The 15,794-nt window shown below is 57.3% G+C and carries 19 protein-coding genes; 4 read left to right on the plus strand and 15 right to left on the minus strand.

What is annotated here, in order from left to right:
- Positions 1 to 2 precede the first annotated feature (2 nt).
- The 3 genes from AABM55_RS26135 to AABM55_RS26145 are packed head-to-tail and all read left to right on the plus strand — an operon-like array spanning position 3 to position 2,349.
- Positions 3 to 431: a DUF350 domain-containing protein gene (locus AABM55_RS26135; protein ID WP_054594270.1), complete on the plus strand. Its 429-nt coding sequence runs from the start codon at positions 3 to 5 to the stop codon at positions 429 to 431.
- 19 nt (positions 432 to 450) lie between these two features.
- Positions 451 to 1,179, plus strand: coding sequence for a DUF1190 domain-containing protein (locus AABM55_RS26140; protein WP_054594271.1), 729 nt, complete (start codon positions 451 to 453; stop codon positions 1,177 to 1,179).
- 12 nt (positions 1,180 to 1,191) lie between these two features.
- Complete coding sequence (locus tag AABM55_RS26145) at positions 1,192 to 2,349, plus strand: glutathionylspermidine synthase family protein (RefSeq protein WP_347928141.1); 1,158 nt, start codon at positions 1,192 to 1,194, stop codon at positions 2,347 to 2,349.
- Positions 2,350 to 2,435: 86 nt separating this feature from the next.
- Here the strand turns inward: AABM55_RS26145 and AABM55_RS26150 are convergent, their stop codons facing one another.
- Positions 2,436 to 2,957, minus strand: coding sequence for a single-stranded DNA-binding protein (locus tag AABM55_RS26150; protein ID WP_053162823.1), 522 nt, complete (start codon positions 2,955 to 2,957; stop codon positions 2,436 to 2,438).
- Between the two features lie 9 nt (positions 2,958 to 2,966).
- The gene (locus AABM55_RS26155) at positions 2,967 to 4,364 is read right to left on the minus strand and encodes an MFS transporter (protein ID WP_054594273.1); all 1,398 of its coding nucleotides are present in this window, start codon (positions 4,362 to 4,364) and stop codon (positions 2,967 to 2,969) included.
- A gap of 193 nt (positions 4,365 to 4,557) precedes the next feature.
- Between AABM55_RS26155 and uvrA the strand changes: the two genes are divergently transcribed.
- Positions 4,558 to 7,392, plus strand: coding sequence for an excinuclease ABC subunit UvrA (gene uvrA / locus AABM55_RS26160; RefSeq protein WP_054594274.1), 2,835 nt, complete (start codon positions 4,558 to 4,560; stop codon positions 7,390 to 7,392).
- Positions 7,393 to 7,536: 144 nt separating this feature from the next.
- Here the strand turns inward: uvrA and bfr are convergent, their stop codons facing one another.
- The 13 genes from bfr to rplR all read right to left on the minus strand — a co-directional run bounded on the left by bfr (position 7,537) and on the right by rplR (position 15,786).
- Positions 7,537 to 8,001: a bacterioferritin gene (bfr, locus tag AABM55_RS26165; RefSeq protein WP_054594275.1), complete on the minus strand. Its 465-nt coding sequence runs from the start codon at positions 7,999 to 8,001 to the stop codon at positions 7,537 to 7,539.
- 155 nt (positions 8,002 to 8,156) lie between these two features.
- Entirely contained in the window at positions 8,157 to 9,605 is a 1,449-nt protein-coding gene (locus tag AABM55_RS26170) for a catalase (protein ID WP_103318369.1), read from the minus strand.
- Positions 9,606 to 9,842: 237 nt separating this feature from the next.
- Positions 9,843 to 10,229 (minus strand): 50S ribosomal protein L17, encoded by a 387-nt coding sequence (rplQ, locus tag AABM55_RS26175; RefSeq protein ID WP_007924175.1) that lies wholly within the window; start codon positions 10,227 to 10,229, stop codon positions 9,843 to 9,845.
- 42 nt (positions 10,230 to 10,271) lie between these two features.
- Positions 10,272 to 11,273 (minus strand): DNA-directed RNA polymerase subunit alpha, encoded by a 1,002-nt coding sequence (gene rpoA, locus AABM55_RS26180; RefSeq protein ID WP_007924176.1) that lies wholly within the window; start codon positions 11,271 to 11,273, stop codon positions 10,272 to 10,274.
- A gap of 22 nt (positions 11,274 to 11,295) precedes the next feature.
- Positions 11,296 to 11,916, minus strand: a complete 621-nt coding sequence (gene rpsD, locus AABM55_RS26185; protein ID WP_003210056.1) for a 30S ribosomal protein S4 — start codon at positions 11,914 to 11,916, stop codon at positions 11,296 to 11,298.
- A gap of 18 nt (positions 11,917 to 11,934) precedes the next feature.
- A complete protein-coding gene (gene rpsK, locus AABM55_RS26190; protein WP_002555466.1) occupies positions 11,935 to 12,324 on the minus strand; it encodes a 30S ribosomal protein S11 in 390 nt (129 codons plus the stop codon).
- A 30-nt stretch (positions 12,325 to 12,354) separates the two neighbouring features.
- The gene (gene rpsM / locus AABM55_RS26195) at positions 12,355 to 12,711 is read right to left on the minus strand and encodes a 30S ribosomal protein S13 (RefSeq protein ID WP_003186020.1); all 357 of its coding nucleotides are present in this window, start codon (positions 12,709 to 12,711) and stop codon (positions 12,355 to 12,357) included.
- A gap of 130 nt (positions 12,712 to 12,841) precedes the next feature.
- Positions 12,842 to 12,958 (minus strand): 50S ribosomal protein L36, encoded by a 117-nt coding sequence (rpmJ, locus tag AABM55_RS26200; RefSeq protein ID WP_002555468.1) that lies wholly within the window; start codon positions 12,956 to 12,958, stop codon positions 12,842 to 12,844.
- Between the two features lie 24 nt (positions 12,959 to 12,982).
- Positions 12,983 to 14,311, minus strand: coding sequence for a preprotein translocase subunit SecY (gene secY / locus AABM55_RS26205; protein ID WP_003228718.1), 1,329 nt, complete (start codon positions 14,309 to 14,311; stop codon positions 12,983 to 12,985).
- Entirely contained in the window at positions 14,312 to 14,749 is a 438-nt protein-coding gene (rplO, locus tag AABM55_RS26210; protein ID WP_003228720.1) for a 50S ribosomal protein L15, read from the minus strand. It abuts the gene before it with no gap.
- 3 nt (positions 14,750 to 14,752) lie between these two features.
- Positions 14,753 to 14,929: a 50S ribosomal protein L30 gene (gene rpmD, locus AABM55_RS26215; protein ID WP_003176408.1), complete on the minus strand. Its 177-nt coding sequence runs from the start codon at positions 14,927 to 14,929 to the stop codon at positions 14,753 to 14,755.
- Positions 14,930 to 14,931: 2 nt separating this feature from the next.
- On the minus strand, positions 14,932 to 15,432 hold the full coding sequence (gene rpsE, locus AABM55_RS26220; RefSeq protein ID WP_003186035.1) for a 30S ribosomal protein S5: 501 nt from the start codon (positions 15,430 to 15,432) through the stop codon (positions 14,932 to 14,934).
- Positions 15,433 to 15,435: 3 nt separating this feature from the next.
- Positions 15,436 to 15,786 (minus strand): 50S ribosomal protein L18, encoded by a 351-nt coding sequence (gene rplR, locus AABM55_RS26225; RefSeq protein WP_003186037.1) that lies wholly within the window; start codon positions 15,784 to 15,786, stop codon positions 15,436 to 15,438.
- Positions 15,787 to 15,794 lie beyond the last annotated feature (8 nt).

Here is a 15,794-nt window from a genome sequence, read left to right on the forward strand (position 1 = left end):
CCATGCTAGAAGCACTCTCCGTCTCGCTGAACAAAGCCGCCGTCCTGGGATTTGTTTCGTACATCATCGGTGCCGCCCTGCTGTTCGCGATTTTCCAGTTCGTCTACACCCGCATCACGCCGCACAAAGAGTTCGAACTGATTCGCTCCGGCAACACCGCGGCCGCCATCGCCCTGTCCGGCGCCATCATCGGTTTCGCGATCCCGGCGAGCAATGTGATTGCCTACTCGGTCAACCTGCTGGACTTCGCCGTGTGGGCACTGATTGCCGCAGTGGTGCAACTGTTGGCGTTCCTGATGACCAGCCTGGTGCTTAAAGGCACCTCCGAACGCATCCGTAATGGCGAAATCGCTGCCGCCATCTACGTCGCAGCCGTCGCCATCAGCGTTGGCCTGCTCAATGCTGCGTGCATGACCCCTTCGCAGAACTGATCGCGCCACGGAGGCAATGATGAAACGAAGCAAGTACGTTCAACTGTCCCTGGCGGCATCGGTCGCCGTCGCAATATCCGGTTGCGGGCCGACAGAAAAAACCTACACAGTGAATCAGAAGTTCAACTTTCAATCCGTGCAGCAGTGCGTGGATCAAAAGCTTCCGGTGAGTGTCTGCTCCAACGCCTACATGACCGCCCTCACCGAACACCGTCGCATTGCGCCGCTGTATGACAGCCAGGCCGATTGCGACGCCGACTTTGTCGCTGACTGGTGCCAACAGGACTCCACCGGCAAGTTCATTCCAAAACTCGGCGGCTTCGAGCTGGCAGCCAATGGCGAAGTCACCCAGACCCAGCTGGACGCCGCCAAAGCACAACTGCCCGCCTCCGAGGCGAGCTCAGGCGGTTCAGGAGGAATGGTCAACGGCCTTCTAGCCGGCATGCTGATCAGCAACATGTTGAACAGCAACCGGGGCAGCTACAACTCCGAACCGGTTTACCGCTACCGCGACTCACGTGGCGATTACTCATCGTCGACGCTCAGCCAGCGCATCGCCACCGGCTCGAGTTTCACCAAGTCCGAGCAGGCGAAATACGGTAGCGGCTACAGCAGCTCTACGTTCAAGTCGAGCAGTTCCAAGCCAATCTCGGTGGCATCGTCCACTTCCCGGGGCGGCTTTGGCAGCCAAGCCAGCGCCCGCAGCGGCTGGGGTGGCTCGAGCAGTTCCGGTCGATCGAGCAGTTAAGGAGCGAGCGCCATGAAGAAAATCCTCTGCCAGGAACGTCACGACTGGAAGCAGACCGCCGAAAACCTCGGTTTCATGTTTCACACCATCGACGACGAGCCCTACTGGGACGAGAGCGCGTATTACCAATTCACGCTCAAGCAGATCGAGAACGATCTCGAAGACCCGACTACCGAGCTCCATGAGATGTGCATGGACCTGGTCGATCGGGTGGTGCAGAGCGAAGAGCTGCTGGAGCGCCTGAGCATTCCGGCGCCCTTCTTCGACATGATTCGTACTTCATGGCGTGAAGGCCATCCGCACCTTTACGGTCGCCTGGACTTCTCCTACAACGGCAGCGGCCCCGCCAAATTGCTGGAACTCAACTACGACACGCCCACCAGTTTGTACGAGGCCTCGGCGTTCCAGTGGGGCTGGCTGGAGCAATGCATCGAACGCGGCTTGCTGCCCAGCCATGCCGATCAGTTCAACAGCATCGACACCAAGCTGCACCAGGCCTTTGCGCAGCTGCAGATCAAACTGCCTTTCTACTTCGCCTCGATGAAAGCCTCGGTCGAAGACAAAGGCACTACCGACTACTTGCGGCTGATCGCGGAAAAAGTCGGGATCGAGTCACGCCACATCGATATCGAAGACATCGGCCTCAACAGCGAAGGACGCTTCGTCGATCTCGAAGAACGCTGGATTCCTCACCTGTTCAAACTGCACGCCTGGGAATTCATTTTCCACGAGCCGTTTGGTGAAGCCATCGCCCAGAGTGACACGCAGTTTTTCGAGCCCGCCTGGAAATCGATCATCTCGAACAAAGGCATCCTCCCTTTGCTGTGGGAGTTCAATAAAGGGCACCCGAACCTGCTTGCCACCCACCTGGATCCCGAGCCTGGCAAACCGGTGCCGAAAGGCTGGGTACGCAAGCCGTTCTTCTCCCGCGAAGGCGCCAACATCGAGCTGCAGACCCCGGATGGTCTGGTCGTAAAGGAAGACGGGCCGTACACCGACGCGCCGTTCATCCTCCAGGAGTTCGCCCCGCTGCCGAAGTTCGGCGACAGCTACACGCTGATCGGCTCCTGGGTGATCGGCGATCAGGCGGCCGGCATCGGCGTGCGCGAGGACAACAGTTTGATCACCAAAGACTCAAGCCGCTTCCTGCCGCACCTGATACTCGACTGAACGACTTATCCCCCGGAAAGCGCCCAAAGAAAAAGGCCCGTAGCGTTAGCTGCGGGCCTTTTGTCTATATCCGGCGGATCTGATGATCAGAACGGAATATCGTCATCAAAGCTGTCGAAATCCGGAGCTGGCTGCGGTGCGGCCTGCTGTGGTGCCGGAGCCGAACGCTGTTGCGGAGCCGACTGCTGCGGACGCGGAGCTTGCTGACGCGGAGCGGATTGCTGGTAGTTGTTACCGCCGCCCTGGCCCTGTTGGTCGCCCTGTGGACGGCCGCCCAGCAGCTGCATGGTGCCCTGCATGTCGACCACGATTTCAGTGGTGTAACGCTTGATACCGTCTTTTTCCCACTCGCGGGTTTGCAGCTTGCCTTCGATGTAGACCTGCGAACCTTTACGCAGGTATTCACCGGCGATTTCCGCAACCTTGCCAAACATCGATACACGGTGCCATTCGGTCTTTTCGACTTTCTGGCCGGTTTGCTTGTCGGTCCATTGTTCGCTGGTCGCCAGACTCAGGTTGGTCACGGCGTTACCGTTAGGCAAGTAGCGAACTTCGGGATCCTGGCCGCAAGTGCCGACCAATATGACTTTGTTAACCCCACGGGCCATAACGTTCTCCTAGGCTTCGCACGCAGTCGGGGCCGGGTTGTTGACCAGGCTCTCGAGGGTCGTGCGATCCAATAGTTCGGTGTCCAATTTGATGTAAATGGCCGCTTCATCAGCAACCACCACTGCATCTGTTACCCCAACGACGGCCAGCAGGCGCTCGACCAAACCAGCTTCGCGGATCGCTTCGGGCGATAACGGCAAGCGCAGGCTCGTCACATAGGGAGGTTCACGCATGGTAACAGCAAAGGCCAACCAGAGGGCAGCCAGTCCTGCGCATCCAAGGAACACAGCCGACAGACCGCCATGCTGGAACATCCAGCCGCCCATGATCCCGCCCAGTGCCGAACCGAGGAACTGACTGGTGGAATAAACCCCCATCGCCGTGCCCTTGCCGCCTGCCGGTGAAACCTTGCTGATCAGCGACGGCAACGAAGCTTCGAGCAGATTGAACGCGGTGAAGAACACCACCGTACCAATCACCAAAGCCCGCAAGCTGTCGCCGAACTGCCAGAAGAATAGCTCAGTGAGCATCAGCGTACTGACCGCACCGAGTAAAACTCGTTTCATTTTGCGTTTCTTCTCGCCGTAGATAATGAACGGGATCATGGCGAAGAACGAAATCAGCAGCGCGGTCAGGTACACCCACCAGTGCTGCTCCTTGGGCAATCCGGCTTTTTCGACCAGCGCCAATGGCAACGCGACGAAGCTCGACATCAACATCGCGTGCAACACAAAAATGCCCAGGTCCAGGCGCAGCAGGTCCGGATGCTTGAGCGTCGGGATCAGCGCCTGACGGGCAACGCCGGATTCGCGGTGATGCAACGGGCTGGTGGCACGCGGCACCATGAACATCACGATCACGATGCCAAACAGCGCCATGCCGCCCGTCGCCAGGAACAAGCCGGACAGACCAAAGGCGCGGGTCAGCAGCGGCCCGACCACCATGGCCACGGCGAACGACAGACCGATAGTCATGCCGATCATGGCCATGGCTTTGGTGCGGTGCTGTTCGCGGGTCAGGTCCGACAGCAAGGCCATGACCGCCGCGGAAATCGCCCCGGCGCCTTGCAGGATTCGTCCGGCGATCACACCCCAGATCGAATCGGCATTGGCGGCCAAAACGCTACCGAGGGCGAAGACGATCAGCCCCAGGTAAATCACCGGGCGGCGGCCGATACGGTCGGAAATGATCCCGAACGGAATCTGAAAAATCGCCTGAGTCAGGCCGTAAGCGCCAATCGCCAGACCGATGAGCGCCGGAGTCGCTCCTGCGAGATCCATTCCATAGGTCGCCAACACCGGCAACACCATAAACATGCCAAGCATACGGAAGGCGAACACCAGGGCCAGACCGCTTGCTGCGCGGGTCTCGCCACCACTCATGCGTTCGCTGTGGGGATCGTGCATGGAATAACCTCATGTGAACCGGCGGCGATTCTACCAGTCCCATCGGTTGACGGGGTATAGGGCGACGCTTTGTCGCGAGCCTGCCTCGCGCCGTTGTCAGGCGCCGTTCAGCAAGCGTCATTTGATAGTGTGCATCCATCCAGTATTTGCCCGTATACTCCTACGTTTTCGACGCCCGCCAAGCGAGGCCACCTTGGACAAGATCCTGATTCGTGGGGCTCGAACCCACAACCTGAAGAACATCGACCTGACCCTGCCGCGGGACAAACTGATCGTCATCACCGGTTTGTCCGGGTCCGGCAAGTCTTCCCTGGCATTCGACACGCTGTACGCCGAGGGCCAGCGACGTTATGTCGAGTCGCTGTCGGCCTATGCCCGGCAGTTCCTGTCGATGATGGAAAAGCCTGACGTCGACACCATCGAAGGTCTGTCGCCAGCCATCTCCATCGAACAGAAGTCGACCTCGCACAACCCGCGCTCGACAGTCGGCACCATCACCGAAATCTACGACTACCTGCGCCTGCTTTATGCTCGCGTGGGTATTCCGCGCTGCCCGGATCACGACATTCCGCTGGAAGCGCAGACCGTCAGCCAGATGGTCGACCTGGTCCTCGCCGAGCCCGAAGGCAGCAAGTTGATGCTGCTCGCGCCGGTGATCCGCGAGCGCAAGGGCGAACACCTTTCGGTCTTCGAAGAACTGCGCGCCCAGGGCTTTGTCCGGGCCCGGGTCAACGGCAAGCTCTTCGAGCTGGACGAACTGCCGAAGCTGGATAAACAGAAGAAGCACTCGATCGATGTCGTGGTCGACCGCTTCAAGGTCCGCGCCGATCTGCAACAGCGGCTGGCCGAGTCGTTCGAAACGGCGCTGAAACTGGCCGACGGAATTGCGCTGGTCGCGCCGATGGACGACGAGCCGGGCGAAGAAATGATCTTCTCCGCACGCTTCGCCTGCCCGATCTGCGGCCATGCGATCAGCGAACTGGAACCCAAGCTGTTCTCCTTCAACAATCCAGCAGGCGCCTGCCCGACCTGCGACGGCTTGGGGGTTAAGCAGTTCTTCGACATCAAGCGCCTGGTCAATGGCGAGCTGACCCTGGCTGAAGGGGCGATTCGCGGCTGGGACAGGCGTAACGTCTACTACTTCCAGATGCTCGGTTCACTGGCTTCGCATTACGGCTTCAGCCTGGAAGTGCCGTTCAACCAGCTGCCAGCCGATCAGCAGAAGGTCATCCTGCACGGCAGCGGCACGCAGAACGTCGATTTCAAATATTTGAACGACCGTGGCGACATCGTCAAACGCTCGCACCCGTTCGAAGGCATCGTGCCGAACCTGGACCGTCGCTACCGCGAAACCGAGTCCGCTTCGGTGCGCGAAGAACTGGCCAAGTTCCTCAGCACCCAGCCTTGCCCGGATTGCCGCGGTACTCGCCTGCGCCGTGAAGCGCGGCATGTGTGGGTCGGCGAGAAGACACTGCCGGCGGTGACCAACCTGCCGATCGGCGATGCGTCCGATTACTTCGGCACGCTGAAACTGACCGGTCGACGCGGCGAAATTGCCGACAAGATTCTCAAGGAAATCCGCGAGCGCTTGCAGTTCCTGGTCAACGTCGGTCTCGACTATCTGTCGCTGGACCGCAGTGCCGACACGCTGTCTGGCGGTGAAGCACAACGTATTCGTCTGGCCAGCCAGATCGGCGCCGGCCTGGTGGGCGTGCTGTACATTCTCGACGAACCGTCGATTGGCTTGCACCAGCGCGACAACGATCGACTGCTGGGAACGCTCAAGCATCTGCGCGATATCGGCAACACGGTGATCGTGGTCGAGCACGACGAAGATGCGATTCGTCTGGCCGACTATGTAGTGGACATCGGCCCGGGTGCCGGTGTGCATGGCGGACATATCGTCGCTGAAGGCACACCCGCCGAGGTCATGGCGCACCCTGATTCGCTGACGGGTAAATACCTGTCCGGCCGCGTGAAAATCGAAGTCCCGGCCAAACGCACAGCACGCAACAAGAAGCTCTCGTTGTCGCTCAAGGGCGCCCGGGGCAACAACTTGCGCGACGTCGACCTGGAGATTCCGATTGGCTTGCTGACCTGCGTGACCGGCGTGTCCGGCTCCGGCAAGTCGACACTGATCAACAACACCCTGTTCCCGCTCAGCGCGACTGCACTGAATGGTGCAACCACCCTGGAAGCCGCTGCCCACGACAGCATCAAGGGCCTTGAGCATCTGGACAAAGTCGTCGACATCGACCAAAGCCCGATCGGCCGTACGCCGCGCTCCAACCCGGCGACCTACACCGGGCTGTTCACACCGATCCGTGAATTGTTTGCCGGCGTGCCGGAATCGCGCTCACGCGGCTATGGTCCGGGACGTTTCTCCTTCAACGTGAAAGGCGGACGTTGCGAGGCCTGTCAGGGCGATGGCCTGATCAAGGTGGAAATGCACTTTCTGCCGGACATCTATGTCCCGTGCGACGTCTGCAAGAGCAAGCGCTACAACCGCGAAACCCTGGAGATCAAGTACAAGGGCAAGAGCATCCACGAAACCCTGGAAATGACCATCGAAGAAGCCCGGGTGTTTTTCGATGCGGTTCCGGCGCTGGCGCGCAAGCTACAGACGTTGATGGATGTGGGCCTGTCATACATCAAGCTGGGGCAATCGGCGACCACCCTGTCGGGCGGTGAAGCCCAGCGGGTGAAACTGTCCCGCGAGTTGTCCAAGCGCGATACCGGCAAAACCCTCTACATCCTCGACGAGCCGACCACCGGCCTGCACTTCGCGGATATCCAGCAGCTGCTTGATGTGCTCCATCGCCTGCGCGATCACGGCAACACCGTGGTGGTGATCGAGCACAACCTGGACGTGATCAAGACAGCTGACTGGCTGGTGGACCTTGGGCCGGAAGGTGGTTCCAAGGGCGGGCAGATCATTGCCGTGGGTACACCGGAGGAAGTCGCCGAGATGAAGCAGTCGCATACCGGTTTCTACCTCAAGCCGCTCCTGGAGCGCGACCGGGCTTAACGTCCGCACATGAAAAAGCCCCGGCCACTTCATCAGTGACCGGGGCTTTTTTGTACCTGACTTGTAGGAGCCAAGCTTGCTCGCGATGGCGATTTCAAGGACGCCATCGCCGGCAAGCCGTGCTCCTACAAGTCAGGCATAGCATCAGAACTGCGATTGCAGGTAGTTTTCCAGGCCGACCAGTTTGATCAGACCCAACTGCTTCTCCAGCCAGTACGTGTGATCTTCTTCGGTGTCAGCCAATTGAACCCGCAGGATCTCGCGACTGACGTAATCCTTGTGCAACTCGCAGAGTTCGATGCCTTTGCAGAGCGCGGCACGAACTTTATATTCCAGGCGCAAGTCGGCAGCGAGCATCTCAGGCACCGTGGTGCCAACGTCCAGATCGTCCGGACGCATGCGTGGCGTGCCTTCCAGCATGAGGATTCGGCGCATCAGCGCATCGGCGTGCTGGGCCTCTTCTTCCATCTCGTGATTGATGCGCTCGTAGAGCTCGGTAAAGCCCCAGTCCTCATACATCCGCGAATGGATGAAATATTGATCACGCGCTGCCAGTTCGCCGGTGAGCAACGTGTTGAGGTAATCGATTACGTCTGGGTGGCCTTGCATCGCCCTACATCTCCCTGCTTGAAAGGCTGTAGTTTGAACCAAGCGGACTGATAGGTCACTCGAATAGCGCGATAAAAGCGAAGATACTCCGAGAAAACTAGCTTAAATAACGCAAAAACCGCCCAAATGAGGGCGGTTCTGCTTATCGTTTAGACTTAGTTAAGCTGTACACCCAAGGCCTTTGCGATGCCTTCTCCGTAAGCAGCATCTGCCTTGTAGAAGTGCTGCAGCTGACGCTGAACCACATCACTGGAAACGCCCGACATAGCACCGGCAATGTTGTTGATCAGCAGGGTTTTCTGCTCATCGCTCATCAAGCGGAACAACGCACCGGCGTGGCTGTAGTAATCCGTATCTTCCCGGTGATCGTAACGATCGGCCGCGCCGTTCAGGGCCAGTGCTGGCTCTGCGTATTGTGGAGCTTGCTTCGGTGCACCGGCGTAGCTGTTAGGCTCGTAGTTCGGTGTACTGCCACCGTTGCTGCCAAATGCCATGGAGCCGTCGCGCTGATAGCTGTTGACCGGGCTGCGCGGCGCATTCACCGGTAACTGCTGGTGATTGGTGCCAACACGGTAGCGGTGGGCATCGGCGTAGGCAAACACTCGACCTTGCAGCATACGGTCTGGCGACAAACCCACACCCGGCACCATGTTGCTCGGGCCAAACGCCGCTTGCTCGACTTCAGCGAAGTAGTTCTGCGGGTTTCGATTGAGCTCAAGCTCACCGACTTCGATCAGCGGGAATTCCTTCTGCGACCAGGTCTTGGTCACGTCGAACGGGTTCTCGTAATGCGCCGCGGCCTGGGCCTCGGTCATGATCTGGATACATACCCGCCATTTCGGAAAGTCACCGCGTTCGATTGCACCGAACAGGTCGCGTTGAGCGTAATCCGGGTCAGTACCTGCCAGGCGCGCAGCTTCTGCCGGCGCCAGGTTCTTGATGCCCTGTTTGGTCTTGTAGTGCCATTTAACCCAGTGACGCTCGCCTTTGGCGCTGATCAGGCTGTAGGTGTGGCTGCCAAAACCGTGCATGTGACGATAGCCATCAGGGATGCCGCGATCCGAGAACAGGATGGTGACCTGGTGCAACGCCTCAGGCGAGTGCGACCAGAAGTCCCACATCATCTGTGCGCTTTTCAGGTTGCTTTGCGGCAAACGTTTTTGGGTGTGGATAAAGTCCGGGAACTTCAACGGATCACGGATGAAGAACACTGGCGTGTTGTTGCCAACGATGTCCCAGTTGCCTTCCTCGGTGTAGAACTTCAGCGCAAAACCACGCGGATCGCGCTCGGTATCTGCTGAGCCGCGCTCGCCGCCCACTGTGGAGAAACGCAGAAAGGTCGGGGTTTGCTTGCCAACGGACTCAAACAGCTTGGCACTGGTGTATTGGGTAATATCGTGGGTAACGGTGAACGTACCGTAAGCACCCGAGCCTTTCGCGTGTACGCGGCGCTCCGGGATGTTTTCACGGTTGAAGTGGGCAAGCTTCTCGATCAGGTGAAAGTCATCGAGCAGCAGCGGGCCACGAGGACCAGCGGAACGGGAATTCTGGTTGTCGGCGACGGGCGCGCCACTGGCGGTGGTAAGCGTTTTATTCTGGCTCATGCGATCTCTTCCTGTGTCAGTCTTGGAACTGCCGGCTAATCGGCCTGGGGGGAGTATTAATCATCAATATGGCAGTCACAAATTCATTAATCTGCAGACATCGATAGAAAAATACTAATAATCAACCCACGCATATAGTGCAGACAGGAAAAGGTTTGAAGCTTGTACGTAGAGCGCATTTCTTACAGGCACAAAAAACCGGGCACTAGGCCCGGTTCTTCGTTTCAGACTGACGTCTTACTCAGCGGATACAGCTTCACCGCCGACAGCACGATCAACCAACTCGACGTACGCCATAGGCGCGTTGTCGCCAGCGCGGAAACCGCACTTGAGGATGCGCAGGTAGCCACCCTCACGGGTAGCGTAACGCTTGCCCAGGTCGTTGAAGAGCTTACCAACGATAGCTTTCGAACGAGTACGGTCGAAAGCCAGACGGCGGTTAGCCAGGCTGTCTGTCTTGGCCAAAGTGATCAGCGGCTCAGCAACGCGACGCAGTTCTTTAGCTTTTGGCAGTGTAGTTTTGATCAGCTCGTGCTCGAACAGCGACACCGCCATGTTTTGAAACATGGCCTTGCGGTGCGAGCTGGTGCGGCTCAGGTGACGACCACTTTTACGATGACGCATGGTTCATTCCTTACCAAACACAACGTTCGGTGATTACGACGATCAGGCAGTCGCCTTGTCGTCCTTCTTAAGACTTGCAGGCGGCCAGTTGTCGAGGCGCATGCCGAGGGACAGACCGCGGGAGGCCAGAACGTCCTTGATTTCAGTCAAGGATTTCTTGCCAAGGTTCGGAGTCTTCAACAGTTCTACTTCGGTACGCTGAATCAGGTCGCCGATGTAGTAAATGTTTTCCGCCTTAAGGCAGTTAGCCGAACGTACAGTCAGTTCCAGATCGTCAACCGGGCGAAGCAGGATCGGATCGATCTCGTCTTCTTGCTCGATTACCACTGGTTCGCTGTCACCTTTGAGGTCGACGAACGCAGCCAACTGCTGTTGCAGAATGGTTGCAGCGCGGCGGATAGCCTCTTCAGGATCCAGAGTACCGTTGGTTTCCAGATCAATAACCAGCTTGTCCAGGTTAGTACGCTGCTCGACACGGGCGTTTTCCACCACGTATGCGATACGGCGAACCGGGCTGAACGAAGAGTCAAGCTGCAAGCGACCGATGCTGCGGCTTTCGTCTTCATCGCTCTGACGCGAGTCGGCCGGTTCATAACCACGACCACGAGCTACTACTAGCTTCATGTTCAGGGCGCCGTTAGACGCCAGGTTAGCGATTACGTGATCGGGATTAACGATCTCGACATCATGATCCAGCTGAATATCGGCAGCGGTAACCACCCCCGAACCCTTCTTCGACAAGGTCAGCGTAACTTCGTCACGGCCGTGCAGCTTGATAGCCAGACCTTTAAGGTTCAACAGGATTTCAATTACGTCTTCCTGTACACCTTCGATGGCGCTGTACTCGTGGAGCACACCGTCAATCTCGGCCTCGACTACTGCACAGCCGGGCATTGAGGACAACAGGATGCGGCGCAGCGCGTTGCCCAGGGTGTGGCCAAAACCACGCTCGAGAGGCTCGAGAGTGATCTTGGCGCGGGTTGGACTGACAACCTGCACATCAATATGGCGGGGTGTCAGGAACTCATTTACCGAAATCTGCATGGATGCACCTATTTTCTAGCCCTTACTTGGAGTAGAGCTCGACAATCAGGCTTTCGTTGATGTCGGCGGACAGATCACTGCGAGCAGGAACGTTCTTGAAAACGCCCGACTTCTTCTCAGTGTCTACTTCTACCCATTCTACGCGGCCACGTTGGGCACACAGATCGAGAGCTTGGACAATGCGAAGTTGGTTCTTTGCTTTCTCGCGAATCGCGACTACGTCACCAGCACGAACCTGGTAGGACGGAACGTTTACGGTCTGACCGTTAACGCTGACGGATTTGTGCGATACCAGCTGACGGGATTCGGCACGAGTCGAACCAAAGCCCATACGGTATACAACGTTGTCCAGACGGCATTCGAGCAGCTGCAACAGGTTTTCGCCAGTTGCGCCTTTCTTGCCAGCAGCTTCTTTGTAGTAGCCGCTGAATTGACGCTCGAGAACGCCGTAGATACGACGGACCTTCTGCTTTTCACGCAGTTGGGTGCCGTAATCGGACTGGCGACCGCGGCGTTGGCCGTGGATACCAGGTGCTGCTTCAATGTTGCACTTCGATTCGATCGCGCGCACGCCGCTCTTCAGGAAGAGATCGGTGCCTTCGCGACGAGCGAGTTTGCATTTTGGACCAATGTAACGAGCCATTCTTTACAATCTCCTGGATTACACGCGGCGCTTCTTCGGCGGACGGCACCCGTTGTGCGGGATTGGCGTCACGTCGGTGATGCTGGCGATCTTATAGCCACAGCCGTTCAAAGCACGGACAGCGGACTCACGACCTGGACCTGGACCTTTGACGTTAACGTCGAGGTTTTTCAGGCCATATTCCAGCGCAGCTTGACCAGCACGTTCAGCAGCTACTTGAGCAGCAAACGGGGTGGACTTGCGGGAACCGCGGAAACCCGAACCACCGGAGGTAGCCCAGGAAAGAGCGTTACCTTGACGGTCGGTGATGGTCACGATTGTGTTGTTAAAAGACGCGTGGATGTGGGCGATGCCATCAACCACTGTCTTTTTGACTTTTTTACGAGGACGAGCAGCAGGTTTTGCCATGATTAAATTCCTGTCGATTCGCTGGGGCGATTACTTGCGGATCGGCTTACGCGGACCTTTACGGGTACGCGCGTTGGTCTTGGTACGCTGACCGCGTACTGGCAGACCACGACGATGACGCAGACCGCGATAGCAACCGAGGTCCATCAAGCGCTTGATTTTCATGTTGATTTCGCGACGCAGGTCACCTTCAGTGGTGAACTTCGCCACTTCGCCACGCAGCTGTTCAATCTGCTCGTCGCTCAGATCCTTGATCTTTGCGGCTGGGTTTACCCCAGTCACTGCACAGATCTTCTGTGCAGTTGTGCGACCAACACCATAGATGTAGGTCAGCGAGATAACAGTATGCTTGTTATCTGGAATGTTGACGCCTGCAATACGGGCCATTCAGTGGGACTCCAATTGACAGCTACCTACGCCCCGGAAGCCAAGAAATAGGGCGCGAGATAATATCGCTGTAATAACAAATAATCAACCCAGCAGCGCACTAGCTGCTGGGCTTGAAGCACAATCACACTCAGCCTTGGCGCTGTTTGTGACGCGGTTCCGCGCTGCAAATTACTCGAACAACACCTTCGCGGCGAATAATCTTGCAGTTACGGCACAGCTTTTTCACCGATGCACGAACTTTCATCACCAACTCCTCGAACCTTATGGGTCAGCGCAGCATGCCGCTGCCGTAACCCTTCAGGTTGGCTTTCTTCATCAGGGATTCGTACTGGTGCGAAACGAGGTGCGATTGTACTTGGGACATGAAGTCCATCACAACCACGACCACGATCAGCAACGAGGTCCCGCCAAGGTAGAACGGAACGTTTGCTGCAACCACCAGGAACTGGGGCAACAAGCACACGGCCGTCATATAAAGAGCACCGAACATGGTCAAGCGAGTCAGAACGCCATCAATATAGCGCGCAGACTGCTCACCTGGACGGATACCCGGAATAAAGGCACCGGACTTCTTCAGGTTTTCCGCTACGTCTTTCGGATTGAACATCAACGCCGTATAGAAGAAGCAGAAGAAAATAATCCCTGCACTAAACAGCAGAATATTCAACGGCTGACCAGGAGCGATCGACTGCGAGATGTCCTGCAACCAGCCCATACCTTCAGACTGACCAAACCAGGCACCCAACGAAGCCGGGAACAGCAAAATGCTGCTCGCGAAAATAGCCGGAATAACACCGGCCATGTTCACTTTCAGCGGCAAGTGGCTAGTCTGCGCAGCAAACACCTTGCGGCCCTGCTGACGCTTGGCGTAGTGAACAGCAATACGACGCTGACCACGCTCAATGAACACCACGAAACCGATAATCGCTACTGCCAGCAAACCGATGGCAACCAAGGCGAAGATGTTGATATCACCCTGACGCGCAGACTCGAAAGACTGCCCGATTGCTCTCGGAAGACCGGCGACGATACCCGAAAAAATCAACATCGAGATACCGTTGCCAACACCACGCTCAGTAATCTGCTCACCCAGCCACATCATGAACATCGCACCAGCCACAAACGTGGATACCGCGACGAAATGGAAGCCAAAGTCACCAGTGAACGCAACGCCCTGCCCCGCCAGGCCAATGGACATGCCAATAGCCTGAACGAGAGCGAGGACGACAGTGCCGTAGCGGGTGTACTGGCTGATCTTGCGACGGCCAGCTTCACCTTCCTTCTTCAACTGCTCCAGCTGCGGGCTGACGGCTGTCATCAGTTGCATGATGATCGATGCCGAAATGTACGGCATGATCCCCAGCGCAAAGATGCTCATCCGCTCCAGCGCGCCGCCGGAAAACATGTTGAACAAGCTAAGAATGGTCCCCTCATTCTGTCGAAACAGGTCTGCGAGTCGGTCCGGGTTGATACCTGGAACCGGGATGTGTGCGCCTATTCGGTAGACGATAATCGCCAGGAACAGAAAACGCAGACGAGCCCAGAGTTCAGACATACCGCCTTTGCCGAGCGCAGAGAGAGCACCTTGCTTAGCCATTTATTCCTCGAACTTGCCGCCAGCTGCTTCGATAGCCGCACGCGCACCTTTGGTGGCGCCGATTCCCTTTCCGATGGTGACAGCGCGAGTAACTTCGCCGGACAGCATGATTTTCACACGCTGAACGTTGACGTTGATCACGTTGGCATCTTTCAGGGACTGCACGGTGACGATGTCGCCTTCCACTTTAGCCAGCTCGGACAGACGCACTTCTGCGCGGTCCATAGCTTTCAGGGAAACGAAACCGAACTTCGGCAGGCGACGATGCAGCGGCTGTTGACCGCCTTCAAAGCCTGGAGCAATGGTGCCACCGGAGCGGGAGGTTTGACCTTTGTGACCACGGCCACCAGTCTTACCCAAACCACTACCGATACCACGGCCCGGACGATGCTTTTCGCGACGGGAACCCGGCGCTGGACTCAGATCATTGAGTTTCATCGATTAACCCTCGACACGCAGCATGTAGTAAGCCTTGTTGATCATCCCGCGATTCTCGGGAGTATCCTGGACTTCTACAGTGTGACCGATGCGACGCAGACCCAGACCCTTAACGCACAGTTTGTGGTTAGGGATGCGGCCGGTCATGCTTTTGATCAGCGTTACTTTAACGGTAGCCATGATCAGAAGATCTCCTTGACGCTTTTGCCACGCTTGGCGGCAATGGATTCAGGAGACTGCATAGCTTTCAAACCTTTGAAAGTGGCGTGAACCACGTTTACCGGGTTAGTCGAGCCGTAGCACTTGGCCAGAACGTTCTGAACGCCAGCAACTTCGAGGACAGCACGCATAGCGCCGCCAGCGATGATACCGGTACCTTCAGAAGCAGGCTGCATGTACACCTTCGAAGCGCCATGGGCGGACTTCATTGCGTACTGCAGAGTGGTGCCGTTCAGATCAACTTGGATCATGTTGCGGCGAGCAGCTTCCATTGCCTTCTGGATCGCAGCAGGCACTTCACGCGACTTGCCACGGCCGAAGCCAACGCGCCCTTTACCATCACCAACCACGGTCAACGCGGTGAAAGTGAAGATACGGCCGCCTTTAACGGTTTTGGCTACGCGGTTAACTTGAACCAGCTTCTCGATGTAGCCTTCGTCGCGCTTTTGGTCGTTATTTGACATAACTTAGAACTCCAGCCCAGCTTCACGAGCAGCATCAGCCAGCGCCTTGACGCGGCCGTGGTACTTGAAGCCAGAGCGGTCGAAAGCCACCTGCGAGACGCCAGCGGCTTTAGCACGCGTAGCGACCAGCTGGCCAACCTTAGTGGCCGCGTCGATGTTGCCAGTGGCGCCATCACGCAGTTCTTTATCCAAAGTCGAGGCACTTGCCAGGACTTTGTTGCCGTCGGCCGAAATGACCTGGGCGTAGATGTGCTGCGACGAACGGAACACGCAGAGACGCACGACTTCGAGTTCGTGCATTTTCAGGCGTGCTTTGCGAGCGCGACGCAGTCGAGTAACTTTTTTGTCGGTCATTTGCTATG

It is taken from the genome of Pseudomonas helvetica (assembly GCF_039908645.1).
GTDB lineage: Bacteria > Pseudomonadota > Gammaproteobacteria > Pseudomonadales > Pseudomonadaceae > Aquipseudomonas > Aquipseudomonas helvetica.

Bases quoted from the DNA above. Each gene is read 5' to 3' on its own strand.
- rplO (WP_003228720.1), bottom strand. From the start codon at position 14,749: ATGAAACTCAATGATCTGAGTCCAGCGCCGGGTTCCCGTCGCGAAAAG.
- AABM55_RS26135 (WP_054594270.1), top strand. From the start codon at position 3: ATGCTAGAAGCACTCTCCGTCTCGCTGAACAAAGCCGCCGTCCTGGGA.
- rpsM (WP_003186020.1), bottom strand. From the start codon at position 12,711: ATGGCCCGTATTGCAGGCGTCAACATTCCAGATAACAAGCATACTGTT.
- bfr (WP_054594275.1), bottom strand. From the start codon at position 8,001: ATGCAAGGCCACCCAGACGTAATCGATTACCTCAACACGTTGCTCACC.
- rpmJ (WP_002555468.1), bottom strand. From the start codon at position 12,958: ATGAAAGTTCGTGCATCGGTGAAAAAGCTGTGCCGTAACTGCAAGATT.
- rpmD (WP_003176408.1), bottom strand. From the start codon at position 14,929: ATGGCTACCGTTAAAGTAACGCTGATCAAAAGCATGACCGGCCGCATC.
- AABM55_RS26140 (WP_054594271.1), top strand. From the start codon at position 451: ATGAAACGAAGCAAGTACGTTCAACTGTCCCTGGCGGCATCGGTCGCC.
- AABM55_RS26170 (WP_103318369.1), bottom strand. From the start codon at position 9,605: ATGAGCCAGAATAAAACGCTTACCACCGCCAGTGGCGCGCCCGTCGCC.
- AABM55_RS26155 (WP_054594273.1), bottom strand. From the start codon at position 4,364: ATGCACGATCCCCACAGCGAACGCATGAGTGGTGGCGAGACCCGCGCA.
- rplR (WP_003186037.1), bottom strand. From the start codon at position 15,786: ATGACCGACAAAAAAGTTACTCGACTGCGTCGCGCTCGCAAAGCACGC.
- rpsE (WP_003186035.1), bottom strand. From the start codon at position 15,432: ATGTCAAATAACGACCAAAAGCGCGACGAAGGCTACATCGAGAAGCTG.
- rplQ (WP_007924175.1), bottom strand. From the start codon at position 10,229: ATGCGTCATCGTAAAAGTGGTCGTCACCTGAGCCGCACCAGCTCGCAC.
- rpsD (WP_003210056.1), bottom strand. From the start codon at position 11,916: ATGGCTCGTTACATTGGTCCAAAATGCAAACTCGCTCGTCGCGAAGGC.
- rpoA (WP_007924176.1), bottom strand. From the start codon at position 11,273: ATGCAGATTTCGGTAAATGAGTTCCTGACACCCCGCCATATTGATGTG.
- secY (WP_003228718.1), bottom strand. From the start codon at position 14,311: ATGGCTAAGCAAGGTGCTCTCTCTGCGCTCGGCAAAGGCGGTATGTCT.
- AABM55_RS26145 (WP_347928141.1), top strand. From the start codon at position 1,192: ATGAAGAAAATCCTCTGCCAGGAACGTCACGACTGGAAGCAGACCGCC.
- rpsK (WP_002555466.1), bottom strand. From the start codon at position 12,324: ATGGCAAAACCTGCTGCTCGTCCTCGTAAAAAAGTCAAAAAGACAGTG.
- AABM55_RS26150 (WP_053162823.1), bottom strand. From the start codon at position 2,957: ATGGCCCGTGGGGTTAACAAAGTCATATTGGTCGGCACTTGCGGCCAG.